The 16,476-nt window shown below is 65.7% G+C and carries 16 protein-coding genes; 14 read left to right on the top strand and 2 right to left on the bottom strand.

The window, feature by feature from the left end; all coding sequences use genetic code 11:
* Positions 1 to 18 precede the first annotated feature (18 nt).
* Positions 19 to 528, bottom strand: coding sequence for a hypothetical protein (locus H7F36_RS09630; RefSeq protein WP_187054455.1), 510 nt, complete (start codon positions 526 to 528; stop codon positions 19 to 21).
* A gap of 117 nt (positions 529 to 645) precedes the next feature.
* Here H7F36_RS09630 and gspG point away from each other — a divergent pair, with 117 nt between their 5' ends.
* From gspG to H7F36_RS09560, 14 genes are all read left to right on the top strand, one after another.
* Positions 646 to 1,023 carry a type II secretion system major pseudopilin GspG gene (gene gspG / locus H7F36_RS09625; protein WP_261802630.1) on the top strand — a complete coding sequence of 126 codons (378 nt, stop codon included), beginning with the start codon at positions 646 to 648 and terminating at the stop codon, positions 1,021 to 1,023.
* Positions 998 to 1,549, top strand: coding sequence for a Tfp pilus assembly protein FimT/FimU (locus H7F36_RS09620; protein ID WP_187054454.1), 552 nt, complete (start codon positions 998 to 1,000; stop codon positions 1,547 to 1,549). The genes gspG and H7F36_RS09620 overlap by 26 nt, the downstream gene beginning before the upstream one ends.
* Positions 1,546 to 1,923: a type II secretion system minor pseudopilin GspI gene (gene gspI, locus H7F36_RS09615; protein ID WP_187054453.1), complete on the top strand. Its 378-nt coding sequence runs from the start codon at positions 1,546 to 1,548 to the stop codon at positions 1,921 to 1,923. Before H7F36_RS09620 ends, gspI begins: the two co-directional genes overlap by 4 nt.
* Complete coding sequence (locus H7F36_RS09610) at positions 1,923 to 2,576, top strand: type II secretion system protein J (protein WP_187054452.1); 654 nt, start codon at positions 1,923 to 1,925, stop codon at positions 2,574 to 2,576. The genes gspI and H7F36_RS09610 overlap by 1 nt, the downstream gene beginning before the upstream one ends.
* A complete protein-coding gene (gspK, locus tag H7F36_RS09605; RefSeq protein ID WP_187054451.1) occupies positions 2,573 to 3,718 on the top strand; it encodes a type II secretion system minor pseudopilin GspK in 1,146 nt (381 codons plus the stop codon). Before H7F36_RS09610 ends, gspK begins: the two co-directional genes overlap by 4 nt.
* Positions 3,719 to 3,854: 136 nt before the next feature.
* Entirely contained in the window at positions 3,855 to 5,063 is a 1,209-nt protein-coding gene (gspL, locus tag H7F36_RS09600; protein ID WP_187054450.1) for a type II secretion system protein GspL, read from the top strand.
* A complete protein-coding gene (gspM, locus tag H7F36_RS09595) occupies positions 5,060 to 5,647 on the top strand; it encodes a type II secretion system protein GspM (RefSeq protein ID WP_187054449.1) in 588 nt (195 codons plus the stop codon). Before gspL ends, gspM begins: the two co-directional genes overlap by 4 nt.
* 29 nt (positions 5,648 to 5,676) lie before the next feature.
* Positions 5,677 to 6,483: a type II secretion system protein N gene (gene gspN, locus H7F36_RS09590; RefSeq protein WP_187054448.1), complete on the top strand. Its 807-nt coding sequence runs from the start codon at positions 5,677 to 5,679 to the stop codon at positions 6,481 to 6,483.
* A 2-nt stretch (positions 6,484 to 6,485) separates the two neighbouring features.
* Positions 6,486 to 8,732, top strand: coding sequence for a type II secretion system secretin GspD (gspD, locus tag H7F36_RS09585; RefSeq protein WP_187054447.1), 2,247 nt, complete (start codon positions 6,486 to 6,488; stop codon positions 8,730 to 8,732).
* Between the two features lie 17 nt (positions 8,733 to 8,749).
* The gene (locus tag H7F36_RS09580; RefSeq protein ID WP_187054446.1) at positions 8,750 to 10,141 is read left to right on the top strand and encodes a GspE/PulE family protein; all 1,392 of its coding nucleotides are present in this window, start codon (positions 8,750 to 8,752) and stop codon (positions 10,139 to 10,141) included.
* 79 nt (positions 10,142 to 10,220) lie between these two features.
* On the top strand, positions 10,221 to 11,453 hold the full coding sequence (gene gspF / locus H7F36_RS09575) for a type II secretion system inner membrane protein GspF (RefSeq protein ID WP_187054445.1): 1,233 nt from the start codon (positions 10,221 to 10,223) through the stop codon (positions 11,451 to 11,453).
* Between the two features lie 13 nt (positions 11,454 to 11,466).
* Entirely contained in the window at positions 11,467 to 12,366 is a 900-nt protein-coding gene (locus H7F36_RS09570; protein WP_187054444.1) for a 5'-nucleotidase, read from the top strand.
* Between the two features lie 83 nt (positions 12,367 to 12,449).
* Positions 12,450 to 13,790 carry an argininosuccinate synthase gene (gene argG, locus H7F36_RS09565; RefSeq protein WP_187054443.1) on the top strand — a complete coding sequence of 447 codons (1,341 nt, stop codon included), beginning with the start codon at positions 12,450 to 12,452 and terminating at the stop codon, positions 13,788 to 13,790.
* A 97-nt stretch (positions 13,791 to 13,887) separates the two neighbouring features.
* A complete protein-coding gene (locus H7F36_RS09560) occupies positions 13,888 to 15,732 on the top strand; it encodes an ABC transporter ATP-binding protein/permease (protein WP_187054442.1) in 1,845 nt (614 codons plus the stop codon).
* Between the two features lie 13 nt (positions 15,733 to 15,745).
* Here H7F36_RS09560 and queC read toward each other — a convergent pair whose 3' ends face one another.
* Entirely contained in the window at positions 15,746 to 16,450 is a 705-nt protein-coding gene (queC, locus tag H7F36_RS09555; protein ID WP_187054441.1) for a 7-cyano-7-deazaguanine synthase QueC, read from the bottom strand.
* Positions 16,451 to 16,476: the final 26 nt, after the last annotated feature.

Raw genomic sequence — 16,476 nt, 5'->3', positions numbered from 1 at the left:
AAGCAGACGCGGAAGCGCTCAGTTCGCGTCTGGCAACGAGAGCACTTGCGGCGGCAACAGCACGGCGAGCGGGCGCGTCGGCATCTGCAGCGTGAAGGCTGGCGCAGCGGTACCGGCTGCGCCTAACGTTGCCGCGCGCGGGCCGACTGACTGCAGCACATAACCCCCGGCTGAGCGGCCACCCACGCTGCCACCGACGCGGAACGGCCGAGGCGGCTTGCCATCGACCGCAATCAGCGCCACGCCCTGACCATCGGTGTCGGCCACGACGCCGAGCAGCGCGAAACGGCTCGCCGCATCGGGGGTTGAGGTAACCACCGGGTCGGTCGACACGCCGCCGAGAAAGCGCGACAAGGTCGTCGAATCGACCGCGACAATGGCCGGCCCACCGACCGCTGGCGGCGGCGCTGCATCGGCCGGCGCCGTGAGTCGCAGGCCCCAGAAAACGATGCTTGCGGCAGCGGCGCCCCACAACACCACGGTAGCGGTCGCGGAGGGCCAACGGGCGGGAGCGTAGGGAAGTGCCATGGGGCCGCATTATCATTGCTCATGACCTTTTTGACCCGCTCACCCCGTTCCTTCGTGCGACATCTGCAGCGCCGTCGGCAGCAGTTCTTGCAGCGTGCATTCACGCTGATCGAGTTGATGGTGGTGCTGGTCATCATCGGCGTGCTGGCGGCGCTGATAGTGCCGAACGTGATCGAGCGGGCCGACGATGCGCGCGTCACGGCGGCCAAGACCGATGTCAACAACCTGATGCAGGCGCTCAAGCTGTATCGCCTGGACAACCAGCGCTACCCGACGGCCGAACAAGGGCTGCAGGCGCTGCTGGTGAGGCCCACGGCGGGGCCTGCCGCGCCCAACTGGAAGCCGTATGTCGAGAAGCTGCCCAACGACCCGTGGGGCCGCTCCTACCAGTACATGAACCCGGGCATCAAGGGCGAAATCGATGTGCTCTCGCTCGGTGCCGATGGCCAGCCCGGTGGCGAAGGCAAGAATGCCGACATCGGCAGTTGGCAATAGCCGCTGCGGCCGCTACAGCCGCAACCTGCACAGCGGCTACGGCGGCGCTGACGGCCAAATCGGCTGCCAGCGATCCGGTCTGCGCGCGACCGGCTTCACCTTGCTCGAACTCATCGTCGTCATCGCGATCATCGCGCTGGCGACAGCCGGTGTCGGTCTGGCGCTTCGCGATTCGGGCCAGGCCACGCTCGACCGCGAAGCCGAACGGCTTGCGGCCTTGCTCGAATCGGCGCGCGCGCAGTCACGTTCCAGTGGCACCGCAGTGCGCTTCCGACCGACGCCCAATGGCCCGGAAGCATTCGTGTTCGACGGGTTGCCGCCGGGCGCCTTGCCGACCAGCTGGATGAGCACCGGCATGCACGCGCAACCGGTCGCGACCGATGGCACCGCCGCGGTCGCCTTGCTGCTGGGGCCTGATCCGATCATTGCGGCGCAACAGCTTTTGTTGACGGCCGATGGTCCACCGGCGCGCACGCTGCGCATCGCGACCGACGGGCTACGCCCTTTCTCGGTGAGCGCGCCATGAGGTCATGTCGATCGAACGGAAGCTCTCGCGGCTTCACCCTGATCGAAGTGCTGGTCGCACTCGCCATCGTCGCCATCGCACTGGCCGCGGGCACCCAAGCCACCATGGCCTTGACTCGCAATGCGCAACGGCAATCCGACGTGTTGCTGGCTCAGCTTTGCGTAGAGAACGAACTCGTCAAGGCACGGCTCGCCCGCGTGATGCCGCCCGTCGGCGAGGCCGGCTCCGTGTGCACCCAGGCCAACACCAGTTTCGGCATGACGGTTTCGACCACGCAAACGCTCAACCCCAACTTCAGGCGCGTCGACGTGCAGGTGCGCGACGCGACCGAAGCCACGGTGCTTCGGGTGTCCACCGTGGTCGGGAGGTACTGATGCGCAAACCTTCCGCCGCAGGCTTCACGCTCATCGAGCTGATGGTCGCCATCGCGGTGATGGCGTTGCTCGCGATCATGAGCTGGCGTGGCCTCGACGGCATGAGCCGCGCGCACGAACAAAACCGCGCGCGCGGCGACGCCGTGCTCACACTGCAGACCACGCTGTCGCAATGGAGCGCCGATCTCGACGCAACGATCGCGCTGTCGCAAACGCATCCGATCGACTGGGACGGCCGCACCCTGCGGCTGACGCGGCGCGGCCCCGATCAGGCACAGCCCGTGGTGTACGTGGTCGCATGGACGGTGCGCGGCGACACCGATGGCGTCCAGCGCTGGCGTCGTTGGCAATCCGCCCCCTTCGTGACGCGCACGGAGTGGCAGTTGGCGTGGGATCGTGCGGCCACTTGGGCACAAGGCGGCGGCAGCGATGCCCGTGGTGCCGATGTGGCGCTGATGCCATTGCAGAACTGGCAGATCGCTTACTTTCGCGACAACCTGTGGACCGCAGCGGTGACCAGCGAAGCGCTGGGCACCGAGAACCCGGTGCCCGACGGCGTCCGGCTGGTGCTCGACTTGCCGCCCGGCCCGGCACTGGCGGGCCAGCTGGTGCGCGACTGGGTTCGTCCGACCGCGAACGTGCCCAAGTCATGAAAACCCGTTCGACTTCGGCCTCGCGCCACGCATCGTTCTCGCTGGTTCGCCAACGCGGGGCCGCGCTGCTGGCGGCGATGCTCACCGTGACGCTGGTCGCAACTTTCGCTGCCGCCGCACTCTGGCAGCAATGGCGCGCCACCGAAGTCGAAGCCGCCGAACGCAGCCGGGTGCAGGCGGCGTGGGTATTGATCGGCGCGCTCGACTGGTCGCGCCTCATTCTGCGAGAAGACGCGCGTGCAGGTGGCCCCGACTCGCTCGCCGAACCGTGGGCGGTGCCGCTGGAGGAAGCGCGGCTTTCGAGCTTTCTGGCAGACGACAAGAACATTGCAAGCGATGCGCTCGAAGGGCTGCCCGACGCCTTTTTGTCGGGCCGAATCATCGATGCGCAATCGAAGCTCAACGTGATGAACCTGGTGTCGGGCGGCAAGCCGGTCCCGGCGTCGGTCGCGGCATTTTCAAAGCTGTTCGAGCTGCTCGGACTGCCGGCACAAGAGGTAGGGGTGCTCACCGCCAACCTGCAACGTGCAGCGCCCGCCACAATTTCGGCGACGGCTGCCGGCGCCAATACGACGCAAGGCGCGGCGGCCGCGACGGCAGCCATTGCGACGGCCAACGTCGCAGGCAGCACGGGGAGCGCCGGAACGACCGCAGCGAGCGGTGGCACCGCGAGCACCACAGGTGCAACCGGCACCAGCGATCCCAACGGCCCGCTTTTACCGCAACGCACAGGCCAACTCGTATGGCTTGGCCTGTCGCCATCGACCGTGACCGCGATTTCGCCCTATGTGACGATCCTGCCGGTCGGCACGCGGCTCAACCTCAATACCGCCGCAGCCGAGGCGCTGTTCGCGAGCGTCCCCACGCTCGACTTGGCCGGCGCCAAGCGGTTGGTAGCGCAGCGTACGCGGACCCCGTTCAAAACCGTGGCGGACGCAGGGACTGTGGTGCCGCAAGTTGCTGCAGAGCTCAAGGATACGGAGTTCGACGTCGGCACCCGGTTTTTCGAAGTCGAAGGCCGTCTGCGAATCGACCGCACCTATGTCGAAGAGCATTCCTTGCTCCAGCGAGATGGCGTCGAAGTGAAGCTGGTATGGCGCGAACGTGGCGCCGGCGCCACGGCTGTGGCCGGCAAACCATGAACACTGCGGTCACTGTCACCTTTCTCAGTTAAAAAAAGCTGGACCGCCCGTCATGGTTGCCGGCGGCGCTATCAAATTCGTAGCGATATCCATCAGTCGACTCCTACAATAGACGCCCTGATTCAAACGCCGATTCATGCCTCAGTTACTGGTTGTTGCTCCCCTGTCACCCGCCGCGGCCAGCGCTGAACTGGCGTGGGCGGCGTGGTCGAATGACGGGCGGCGGCTGCGTGCGCAGGGCAGCGCACTCCCCGCGCTGCTGCCGTCCAGCGATGAAGTGACGCTGTGCGTGCCGGCCTCGATGTTGTCGTGGCACCAGCTCACCCTGCCACCGGGCAGCCTGAGTGGCGCTGTACGGCTGCGCTCGGTGCTCAACGGCCTGCTCGAAGACCGGCTGCTCGACGAGCCCGAGCTTCTCCACTTCGCGCTGGAGCCCGGCGCGCGCGCGGGCGGCTCGGTCTGGGTCGCCGCCTGCAACCGCATCTGGCTGCGCAGCTGGGTGCAGGCGCTAGAAGCCGCCAACCGGCGCATCGCCCGCATCATTCCTGAATTCACCCCGCAGCCGGTCGGCGCAGCAGCCATGCTGGTTGCAACCGGCGAACCCGGCGCGGCGCAACTCACCGTCTGCGATACGGCTGGGGTGTCGGTGCTGCCGCTCGACAGCGCCAGCCTCGCGTTGATCGGGCCCTTGCCGGAGAGCGCCGCGTTGCTGGCCGAACCCGGCGTCGCGGAGTTGGCCGATGGCCTTTTCAATCGCCGCGTGCCGATCGTCAAGCCCGCCGAGCGCTGGATGCAGGCCAGCAACTCGCCGTGGGACTTGGCCCAGTTCGACCTCGCCTCGACCGGCCGCGCGCGCGCCAGCAAAAAGCTCGCATCGATCACGCAGGCGCTTCTGCGTGCACCGCGCTGGCGAGCTGCCCGATGGGGCGCCGTAGTGCTTGTGATGGCGCAGCTCTTCGGCCTCAATGCCTGGGCCTGGAAAGAACGCAGCGCGCTGGATGCCAAGCGCAGCGCGGTACGCACGGTGCTGACTCAAACCTTTCCCTCGGTGCAACTGGTGGTCGATGCGCCGCTGCAAATGGCGCGCGAAGTCTCCGCACTGCAGCAGGCAACCGGCGGTGTGGCCGGCGCCGACCTCGAACCAATGCTCGGAGCACTGGCAGCCAGCCTGCCGCCGGGTCGCGTGCCCACGGCGATCGACTACAGCGCCGGACAACTCCGGCTGCGCGGCCTGGGCTTGCAGCCGAGCGACGAAAACGGCTTGGCGACCACGCTCTCGGCACGAGGCTACAGCGCCCGGCTCGAAGGCGACTTGCTGCTGGTGCAAGCGGAGGCGGCCCGATGACGTGGTTCGATTCCCTCAACGAACGCTGGCAAGCCTGGTGGCCAGACCTTCCGCCGCGCGAGCAACGGCTGGTGATCATCGCGGCGACGGTCGTCGCGCTGGCGCTGCTTTGGTGGGTGGCGCTGGCGCCGGCACTGCGAACGCTAGCCTCTGCGCCCGCGGAACACGCACAGCTCGACGCTCAACTGCAGCAAATGACGACCTTGCAAACGCAAGCGCGAGCGCTCCAGTCGCAGCCCCGTTCCAACCGGGACGACGCGTTGCGTGCGCTCGAAACTTCGGTCCGCCAAAGCCTCGGTGCCAACGCACAACTGCAGACTGCCGGTGCCAACGAAGGCGTTACCGTGCAGGTCCGCGCTGCGCCCGCCGAAGGTCTGGCGCAATGGTTTGGCCAGGCTCGCAGCAACGCACGCGCCGTGCCGCGAGAAGCGCATCTGACACGCGCACCCGGCGGCGGTGGCGCCACGCCGGGAGCTTTCGGCCAGACCGGATCGCCCAACGCTGCTGCTTCTGCAGCCGCGGCTGCAGAAGCAGCCAGAGTCCGCTGGGACGGCACCCTGGTCATGAGCCTTCCGGCACGCTGATTGCGTCTTTGATCGCATCGTCCAACACCATGGCCACCCGCCCCCGCTCCATCCTCGCGCCAGAGACCTCCGTCATCGGATGGCGCTGGGCGCTTCTGGGTTCGGTGCTGGGCATTGCGATGGCCCTCGCGCTGTTCGCACCGGCCCGCTGGCTGGCCGCCAGCCTGGCGCAGTGGAGCAACGGGCACCTCGAGTTGGTCAACCCACGCGGCACGGTGTGGAACGGCACGGCCGGCGTGGTGTTTTCCAGCGGTGGCGGCGGGGCGGAGTCGATCTCGCTGCCAGGCACGCTGGCGTGGACGCTGCGGCCGCGCTGGAACGCCATCGCCGGTGCGCTCGACATTCCTTGTTGCGCCGCGCAGTCGTTGCGCTTCACTGCCGCGCCGCATGCCAACGGCGTGCAGGTCGACTGGCAAGACGGCCAGTCGCGCTGGCCCGCGGCGCTTCTGAGCGGCTTCGGCGCGCCCTGGAACACGCTCAAGCCCGAAGGCGTGCTCGACCTGACAACCCGCGCCTGGTCGATGCGCTGGGACGGCCCTCGACTCGCGATGGCTGGCCGCGCCACGCTGGCGGCCACCGACATTTCATCCAGCCTCTCGACACTGCGGCCGATGGGCAGCTACCAGTTGCTGCTCGACGGCGGTCCGGCACCGACGTTGCTGCTCACCACGCGTGAAGGCAGTCTGCAATTGAGCGGCAGCGGCCGCTGGAACGGCAAGGCGTTTCGCTTCGACGGCGAGGCCAGTGCCGCCGCCGGCCGCGAAGACGCGCTTTCGAATCTTTTGAACATCATCGGACGGCGCAGCGGCGCGCGTTCGCTCATCACTTTGGGTTGACCATGAAGCACTTGTCTTCGCATGGCGTTCGCATCGGTCTGGTCGCACTCGCGGCACAGATTTTGATAGCGGCTTGCATTCCATCAGCGTTCGCGCAAGACGTCGCGGGCCCGCGCCGCGGCGAGCCGATCACGCTCAACTTCAACAACGCCGAAATCGAATCGGTAGCGCGCACGCTGGCCGTCGTCACCGGCCGCGACGTGGTGGTCGACCCGCGCGTCAAGGGCACCATCAATCTGCAAACCGATCGGCCGATCTCGCCGGCCGCCGCCTTCAACCAGTTCGCTGCCGCACTGCGACTGCAGGGCTTTGCGATCGTGCAGGCCGACGGCCTCTACAAGATCGTTCCCGAAGCCGACGCCAAACTGCAAAGCAGCGCGGTGACAACGTCGACCAGCGCCACCTCGACGCTCTCTGGCAACCAGATCGTCACGCAGGTCTTCAAGCTCAACTACGAGTCGGCGGCCAACCTGCTGCCGGTGCTGCGCCCGCTCATCGCGCCCAACAACACGATCAATGTGAACCCAGGCAACAACTCGCTGGTCATTACCGACTATGCCGAGAACATGCGCCGCCTGGCGCGCATCGTGGCCGCACTCGACGTGCCGAACGCCGGTGATGTCGACATCATTCCGCTCAAGCATTCGGTCGCCACCGACCTGGTGCCCCTGGTCACGCGACTGCTCGAAGGCACCGGCTCGCAAGGTACGGCGCCCGGCACGGTCGACGCGTCGTTTCGCACCACGCTGCTGGCCGAACCGCGCAGCAATGCCATCATCGTGCGGGCCGCGAATCCGGCGCGCGCGCAGCTTGTTCGCACGCTGGTCGACAAGCTCGACCGCGCGCCCATCGACAGCGGCAACGGTGCAGCTGGCAACATCTACGTCATCTACCTCAAGAACTCAGACGCGGTGAAGTTGGCCGCCACGCTGCGGGCTGCGCTGTCGACCGAAGCGCGCGGCGGCAGTGCTGCGGGTGCGTCGTTTCCCAACGCGACGGGCATTCAACCGGTGTCGCAGGTGCAGCCCACCCAGGCCGGCACGTCGGCCGCCAACACGCCGCTCAACAACACCAACCAGCCGTCGACCGGCGGCCAGATCCAGGCCGATCCGTCGACCAATTCGCTGATCATCACAGCGGCAGAGCCGCAATACCGACAGATTCGTGCGGTCGTCGACAAGCTCGACAGTCGCCGCGCACAGGTCATGATCGAAAGCCTGATCATCGAAGTGAGCGCCACCAAGGCGGCGGAGTTTGGCGTGCAATGGCAGAGCGCGCTGGGCGGCAGCGGAGAAAACGTCGGGGTGCTCGGCACCAACTCGAGCCTGGGCGGTCAAAACATCATCGACCTGGCCGTAGGCATCGCCACCAAGAACGCGGCAACGCGGCCTTCTACCGGCATCAACTTCGGCATCGGCCACAAGATCAATGGAAAGTACGTGCTCGGCTTTCTGGCGCGCTTTCTTGAAAGCAACGGCGAAGGCAACACGCTGTCCACGCCCAACCTGCTGACACTCGACAACGAGGAAGCCAAGATCGTGATCGGCCAAAACGTACCTTTCGTGACGGGTCAATACGCGAGCACCAACGGCAACACTTCGACGATCAACCCGTTCACCACGGTCGAGCGCAAGGACGTCGGCCTGACATTGCGCGTGCGGCCGCAGATCAACGAGAACGGCACCGTCAAGCTGGCGATCTTTCAGGAAGTGTCGAACGTCGATCCGGCCACTCGCACCGACATCAATGGCCCGACCACCAACAAGCGTTCGATCGAATCCAACGTGCTGGTCGAAGACGGCAGCATCGTCATGTTGGGCGGCCTGCTGCAGGACGACTACTCGCGCTCGAACGAAAAAGTGCCGCTGGCCGGCGACATTCCGATCATCGGCAACCTGTTCAAGAGCGAAACCCGCTCGCGCAACAAGACCAACCTGATGATCTTTCTGCGACCGGTCGTGATTCGCGACGGCGCTGCCAGCGAAGCCTTTGCCTACGACCGCTACGACGCGATCCGTGCGCAACAGATCGCGATCCAGCCGGAAAGCAACCTCGCGCTGCGCGGTGTGAGCGAGGCACCTTTGCTGCCCGAACTGCCACCGTCGAAGCTGGGCAACACCCGCATAGAAGGCACCCGCCTGATACCTCCACCGCTGGTGAACGAGAGCTTCAAGCCGGTTGCACCCAGCCCCTTGCGCGGTGCCCTGCCGCCGACCGCGGATCCGACGAGCACACGCGAATTGCCCTGAGATAAATTGGCCTCCTGATGCGCTACCCCCTGCCCTACGCGTTCGCTCGCGGCCAGCAACTGCTGCTCGAAGAGGCCGACGACGGCGCTTACACCTTGTGGATGCCGCAGGCGCCACCGCGCAGTGCTGTCGGCGAGGTGATGCGCAAGTACGCCATCAAGACCTTCGAAGCCCTCCCGGCCGGCCAGCTGGCGCAACGCATCAGCGCTGCCTATGCGCAAGGCGAATCGAACGCCGCCGCAGTCGTGAGCGAAGTGCAGGGCGACGCCGACCTGTCGAGAATGATGCAGGAGCTCCCGGCGGTCGAAGACTTGCTTGAAAGCGCGGGCGACGCGCCCATCATTCGCATGCTTAACGCGCTGTTGACGCAGGCCGCGCGCGACGGCGCCAGCGACATCCACATCGAGCCGTACGAGCGCACCTCGTCGGTCCGCTTTCGCATCGACGGCACGCTGCGCGAAGTGGTGCAGCCCAATCGCGCGCTGCATGCGGCGCTGATATCGCGGCTGAAGATCATGGCGGACCTCGACATCGCCGAAAAGCGCCTGCCTCAAGATGGCCGCATCAGCCTGCGCATCGGCACCCGTGCAGTCGACGTGCGCGTGTCGACGCTGCCCTCGGCGCACGGCGAACGCGCTGTGCTGCGGCTGCTAGACAAGACCGAAAGCAAGCTCACGCTAGAGGCTGTCGGCATGCAGGGCGGCACGCTGGCGCGCTTCGAGCAGCTCATCGGCCAGCCGCACGGGATCATCCTGGTGACGGGACCGACCGGCTCAGGCAAGACCACGACGCTGTACGCCGCACTCGGCCGACTCGACGCCGGCCGCAGCAACATCATGACGGTCGAAGACCCCATCGAGTACGAGCTGACAGGCATCGGGCAAACGCAGGTCAACGCCAAGATCGAACTGACTTTTGCCAAGGCCTTGCGCGCGATCCTCCGGCAAGACCCCGACGTGATCATGATCGGCGAGATTCGCGATTTCGAGACTGCGCAGATCGCGATCCAGGCGTCGCTCACAGGACACCTGGTGCTGGCGACTTTGCACACCAACGATTCGGTGAGTGCGGTGACGCGGCTGACCGACATGGGCGTCGAACCGTTCCTGCTCAGCTCGTCGTTGCTCGGCGTGCTGGCGCAACGACTGGTGCGAAAGGTCTGCACCGTGTGCACCGGCGCCGGCTGCGAAGCTTGCGGCCAAACCGGCTACCAGGGCCGCACCGGTATCTTCGAACTGCTGGTCGCCGACGAAACAGTGCAGTCGCTGATTCACAGCCGCGCGTCCGAGAGCCAGCTCTTCGTCGCTGCCGAGCGCGGCGGCTTGCGGTCGATGCGCGAGGACGGGGAGCGACTGGTGCAGGCCGGGGTGACGTCGCGGGCAGAACTGTTGCGGGTGACGCGAGACTGAGGCGTCTCGCCGGGTACGACCCGTGCCGCCTGCAAACACTGACAATGCGAACCAGCGAACCCTCGCCACCTATCCGCTCATGCCTGCCTATTCCTTCGAAGCCATAGACCAACAAGGCCTAGCCCGCAAAGGCGTGCTCGAGGCCGACACCGCCCGCAGCGCCCGCGGCCTGCTCCGCGCGCAATCGCTCATCCCGCTGACCGTCACCTCCGTCGGCAGTGGCGGGGCCGATGCACCATCGTCCAGCGGCTGGCGCCGCGCACTGGCAGGCGGGCGCATCTTCAATTCCACCGCCCTGGCCATCTGGACGCGGCAACTTGCAGGATTGATCTCTTCCGGCCTGCCGCTGGAACGCGCCCTCACCGCGCTGACTGACGAGGCCGAAAGCGAACGACAGCGCAATCTGCTGGCCTCGCTGCGGGCCGAAGTCAACGGCGGCTCGCCCTTCGGACGCGCCCTGTCGCAGCATCCTCACGAGTTCTCGCCGATCTACACCGCGGTGATCAGCGCCGGCGAGCAGAGCGGCAACCTGGGCATGGTGCTGGAGCGACTTGCCGACGACCTTGAACAAAGCATGGCGTTGCGGCAAAAGCTGGTCGGCGCGGCGCTGTACCCGGCCATCGTCACGCTGGTAGCGATTGCGATCGTGATCTTTCTGGTCAGCTACGTGGTGCCGCAAGTCGCCAATGTGTTCGCCGGAACCAAGCGCGCGTTGCCGTTTTTGACCGTCGCGATGCTGGGCCTGAGCGCGTTCGTTCGGAACTATGGCTGGGCCATGCTGGTGGCGATCGCCTTCATCGTGTTCAGCGCACGGCTCGCTTTAGCCCGCGCGGCCTTCCGCGAAAAGTTCGATGCCGCGTGGCTCAACCTTCCATTGGTCGGCAAGCTCGCGCGTCAGTACAACGCGGCGCGCTTTGCCAGCACGCTGGCCATGCTCACGACGGCCGGCGTGCCGATCCTGAAAGCGCTGCAGGCCGCTTCCGAAACGCTGAGCAACACCGCCATGCGCGCCGATGCGCTCGATGCCCTGGTGCTGGTGCGCGAAGGCGCGCCGCTGGCTTCGGCGCTGGCGCAAAAGAAACGCTTTCCCGGCATCGTCTCGATGTTCGCGCGGCTCGGCGAGCAAACCGGCACGCTGCCGCTGATGCTGCAGCGCGCCGCCAACCAGCTCGGCGCCGAGGTCCAACGGCGCGCGATGCATCTGGCGACCATCCTGGAGCCACTGCTGATCGTCGCGATGGGCGGCGTCGTCATGCTCATCGTGCTGGCGGTGCTGATGCCGATCATTCAGCTCAACCAGTTCGTCAAGTAGCAAGCGACAACCCATGGCCGTCACCCTGGACGACAAGCTCGTCGTCGCCATTTCTTCCCGCGCACTCTTCAATCTCGAAGAAGAAAACCGGCTGTTCGATTCGGGCGATCCCGAGGGCTACATGAAGCTGCAGTTCGAGCGGCTCGACGTGCCGGCCCAACCCGGCATCGCGTACTCGCTGGTGCGCAAGCTTCTGCGCTTCAACGACGACGGCGTGCAGCGCGTCGAAGTCGTGATCCTGTCGCGCAACGATCCGGTGTCGGGCATGCGCATCTTCAAGTCGAGCGTGGCCGCCGACATCAAGCTGCAGCGCGGCGTGTTCACTCAGGGCCGGCCGCCCTTCGGCTACCTGCGACCTTTGCGCGCGCATCTGTTTTTGTCGGTGAATGCACAGGACGTGCGCGAAGCGCTGAACGCCGGCTTCCCGGCGGCGCGCGTGTTGGTCGAATCGGTCAAGGCGAGCGACGCCTACCCGGACGAAGTGCGCATCGCTTTCGACGGCGACGCGGTGCTGTTCAGCGACGAGGCCGAGCGCGTGTTCCAGAGCCAGGGGCTCGATGCGTTCCAGGCGCACGAATCCAGCAAGGCCGAGCTGCCCTTGCCCGAAGGCCCGTTCAAACCATTGCTGGCCGCGCTGCATCGCTTGCAACACGCCGGAAATGTCGACATGCGCATTCGCACTGCGCTGGTGACGGCGCGCAGCGCGCCGGCCCACGAGCGCGCCATTCGTACGCTCATGAAATGGAACATCCGCGTCGACGAAGCGATGTTCCTCGGTGGCCTGCCCAAGGGCGAGTTCCTGCGCGAGTTCGAACCCGATTTCTTCTTCGACGACCAGACCGGCCACGTCGACGCGGCGGCACGCCATGTGCCGTCTGGCCACGTGTCGAGCGGCATCAGCAATCCGCACTGAAAAACCGCCGAAAATAACGCGTTCGGTTTTCCTCTTTCCGCGTGCTACGGCACCCTGAGCCCACCTTCTGCCCCACGTTGCCCATGTCCACCATCCTCCAAGACATCCCCGCCGGCCAAAAAGTCGGCATCGCCTTTTCCGGCGGCCTCGACACCAGTGCCGCCTTGCTCTGGATGAAGCAAAAGGGTGCCCTCCCCTATGCGTACACGGCCAACCTGGGCCAACCCGACGAGCCGGACTACGAAGAGATCCCGCGCAAGGCGATGGAGTACGGCGCGATCCAGGCCCGGCTCGTCGACTGCCGCACGCAGCTGGTCAACGAAGGCATCGCCGCGCTGCAGGCCGGTGCCTTCCACATTTCGACCGCCGGCGTCACCTACTTCAACACGACGCCCATCGGCCGTGCAGTCACCGGCACGATGCTGGTCGCGGCCATGAAGGAAGACGACGTCAACATCTGGGGCGATGGCAGCACCTACAAGGGCAACGACATCGAGCGTTTCTACCGCTACGGTCTGCTCACCAATCCGTCGCTCAAGATCTACAAGCCGTGGCTCGACCAGTTGTTCATCGACGAGCTGGGCGGCCGTGCCGAGATGTCGGCCTTCATGACGCAGCACGGTTTCGGCTACAAGATGTCGGCCGAAAAGGCCTACTCGACCGACTCCAACATGCTGGGTGCGACGCACGAGGCCAAAGACCTGGAGCACTTGTCGAGCGGCATGAAGATCGTCAATCCGATCATGGGCGTGGCCTTCTGGAAAGAGACCGTCGAGGTCAAGACCGAGGAGGTCACGGTGCGCTTCGAAGAAGGCATGCCGGTGGCGCTCAACGGCGTGAGCTACGCCGACCCGGTGTCGTTGCTGCTCGAAGCGAATCGCATCGGCGGCCGCCACGGTTTGGGCATGAGCGACCAGATCGAAAACCGCATCATCGAAGCCAAGAGCCGCGGCATCTACGAGGCACCCGGCCTGGCCTTGCTCTTCATCGCCTACGAGCGACTGGTGACGGGCATCCACAACGAGGACACCATCGAGCAGTACCGCATGAACGGCCTGAAACTCGGCCGCCTGCTCTACCAGGGCCGCTGGTTCGACCCGCAGGCGATCATGCTGCGCGAGACGGCGCAGCGCTGGATTGCCAGCGCGATCACCGGTGAAGTGACACTGGAACTGCGCCGCGGCAACGACTACTCGCTGCTGAACACCGATTCGCCGAACCTCACCTACAAGCCCGAGCGCCTGAGCATGGAAAAGGTAGAGGGCGCTTTCTCGCCGCGCGACCGCATCGGTCAGTTGACCATGCGCAACCTCGACATCATCGACACGCGCGACAAGCTGATGACTTACACGCGCACCGGCTTGCTGGCGCCGGGCTCGACGCCCGTTCTGCCAAAGCCGAAGGCCGAAGACAAGCCCGACTGAAGCACTGCGCTTCAGCGCCGCTTAACTTTGGCGCGAGGCACGGCGCTAGGATGCCCGCACCGCGCGTACCGACGCGCTTCACGATGATGGCGGTTCGATGTCTTCTGCTTCTTCCACTCTTCCCGCAACGTCGCTCGCGGAGCCTTCTCGGTCTTTCCTGCAGACGCTGCGGCGCATAGGGCGGCTGTCGGCGCCTTACTTTCGCTCCGAAGAAAAGTGGAAGGCCTGGGGCCTGTTGATCGGTGTCGTCGCGCTGAACCTCGGCACTGTCTACGTGACGGTGCTCATCAACGACTGGAGCCGCGTGTTCTACGACGCGCTGCAGGCCAAGAACCAGCCGGTGTTCTGGACGCAGCTGCTGCGCTTCACCTACATCGCGATGGCCGGCATCCTGGTCGCTGTCCTCAAGTTCTATTTGACTCAACTCCTGCAGGTGCGGTGGCGCGCTTGGATGACGCGCAGCTACATGACGCGCTGGCTCGCCAACCACACCTTCTACCGGCTCGAGCTCGCGCGATATTCGGCTCGGAACACGGTCGATGGCGCGCAAACTGCCAACCCCGACAACCCAGACCAGCGTATCCAGGAAGACATGCAGCTCTTCACCGACTACACGGTGACGCTGTCGATGGGCATCCTGAACTCGGTCGTGACGCTGGTCACCTTCATCGGCATTCTGTGGGGCCTGTCGGGTCCGCTGGCGTTCACGCTGGGCGGGCAAAGCTTCTCGGTGCCGGGTTACATGGTCTGGGTCGCGGTGATCTACTGCGCCGTCGGCACGACCATCACGCATTACATCGGGCGGCCGCTCATCGGCCTCAACTTCCGTCAGCAGCGCTTCGAAGCCGACTTCCGGCATCACCTGATCCGGGTGCGCGAGAACAGCGAAGCGATCGCGCTCGATCGCGGTGAAAAGGTCGAGCACGGCCAGCTCGACACGCGCTTCTCCAGTGTGCTGCGCAACTACCTCTCGCTCATCAAGCAACAGAAGAACCTGGTGGCGTTCACCGCATCGTTCGGCCAGTTGTCCGTGGTGTTTCCGTTCTTTCTGGCGGCGCCCCGCTTCTTCAGTGGTGCGATCCAGTTCGGCGAGCTGATGCAGATTTCACGGACCTTCAGCACGGTGCAGGATTCGCTCTCATGGTTTGTCGACAACTACGATCGGGTCGCAGTTTGGCGCGCCACCGCCGACCGGCTCTCCACCTTCGACGACGCCATGCGCGCGCACGCAGAAACGCAGGCAGCGGTCGCGCGCCAGCCCGGCTCGCGCCTGCACACCGACAACCTCGACCTGGCATTGCCCGACGGCACCAAGCTGTTGCACCACACCGCGTTGACCGTGCAGCCCGGCGAAAGCGTGCTGCTGCAGGGCCCGTCGGGCAGCGGAAAGTCGACGCTGTTCCGCGCCTTCGCCGGCATCTGGCCTTTTGCCGTCGGCACCGTGCACGTGCCAACCAACACGATGTTCATTCCGCAGCGGCCGTATGTGCCGGATGGCAGTTTGCGCGATGCGCTGACCTACCCGAACCCCGCCTCCGACTACGACGACGACGCATTGCGCCAGGCGTTGAATGACGCGCTGCTGCCCGAGCTCGCAAAGCGGCTGGACGACAGCGACGCCTGGAGCCAGAAGCTCTCCGGCGGCGAGCAACAACGCCTCGCCATCGCGCGCGTGCTGCTCAAGAAACCGGCATGGCTGTTCGCCGATGAGGCCACGAGCGCGCTCGATGCCGAGGCAGAGGCCGTGTTGTACAAGCGGCTAGCGGCCACGGTGCAGGCAGCGGGTGGCGCCATGGTGTCGATCGCTCATCGACCTTCCGTAGGCGATCACCACAAGCAGCGCTGGACGCTGGTGCCGGAAGCTGAGGGCACTGGATCGGAAGGCAAAGCGCGCTACCGATTGAGCACCGATGCGGGAAGCCCAGCCGGCGCTGCCGCGTGAGCTCGTCGACTGCTCAGTCACGGACGACGTAGCGCTCCCACCCGTTCTTTCGAAGCACGCACGCCGGGCAGGTGCCGCAGCCATAACCCCAGGCGTGCCGGTGCGTGCGGTCGCCGAGGTAGCAGGTGTGCGTCTCTTCGACGATGAGTTCGACCAGCGGCAAGCCGCCGAGACGCTCGGCCATTTGCCAAGTCTCGGCCTTGTTGATCCACATCAACGGCGTCTCGATGACCAGGCGCCGCTCCAGGCCGAGCGACAGGGCCAGTTGCATCGCCTTCATGGTGTCGTCGCGGCAATCGGGGTAGCCGGAAAAGTCGGTTTCGCAAACTCCGGTGACGATCACTTGGAGTCCGCGCCGGTAGGCCAGCGCACCGGCGAGCGTGAGGAACAGCAGGTTGCGGCCGGGCACGAACGTGTTTGGCAAGCCGTCGGCCTGCATCGCGAAAGCGACCTCTTCGGTGAGCGACGAGCCTCCGAGCTGAGCCAGCGCGTCGATCGTCAGCAAATGGTCTTCGCCGAGCCGCGATGCCCAGCGCGGAAAGCACTCGCGCAGTTTCGCCAGAATACTGCCGCGCATGTCGAGCTCGATGCGGTGGCGCTGGCCGTAGTCGAAACCGAGTGTCTCGACCCGTTGGTACTTCGAAAGCGCGTCGGCGAGGCAAGTCGTCGAGTCCTGGCCGCCGGAAAAGAGGACGAGTGCGGTGGTGTGGAGCGGCATGTTCGTGAAAGGTATGGTGGGCGATC

Source organism: Variovorax sp. PAMC28562, assembly GCF_014303735.1.
GTDB lineage: Bacteria > Pseudomonadota > Gammaproteobacteria > Burkholderiales > Burkholderiaceae_C > Variovorax.
The sequence above is the reverse complement of the archived record's forward strand: the minus strand, read 5'-3'. Positions and strand labels throughout refer to the sequence as shown.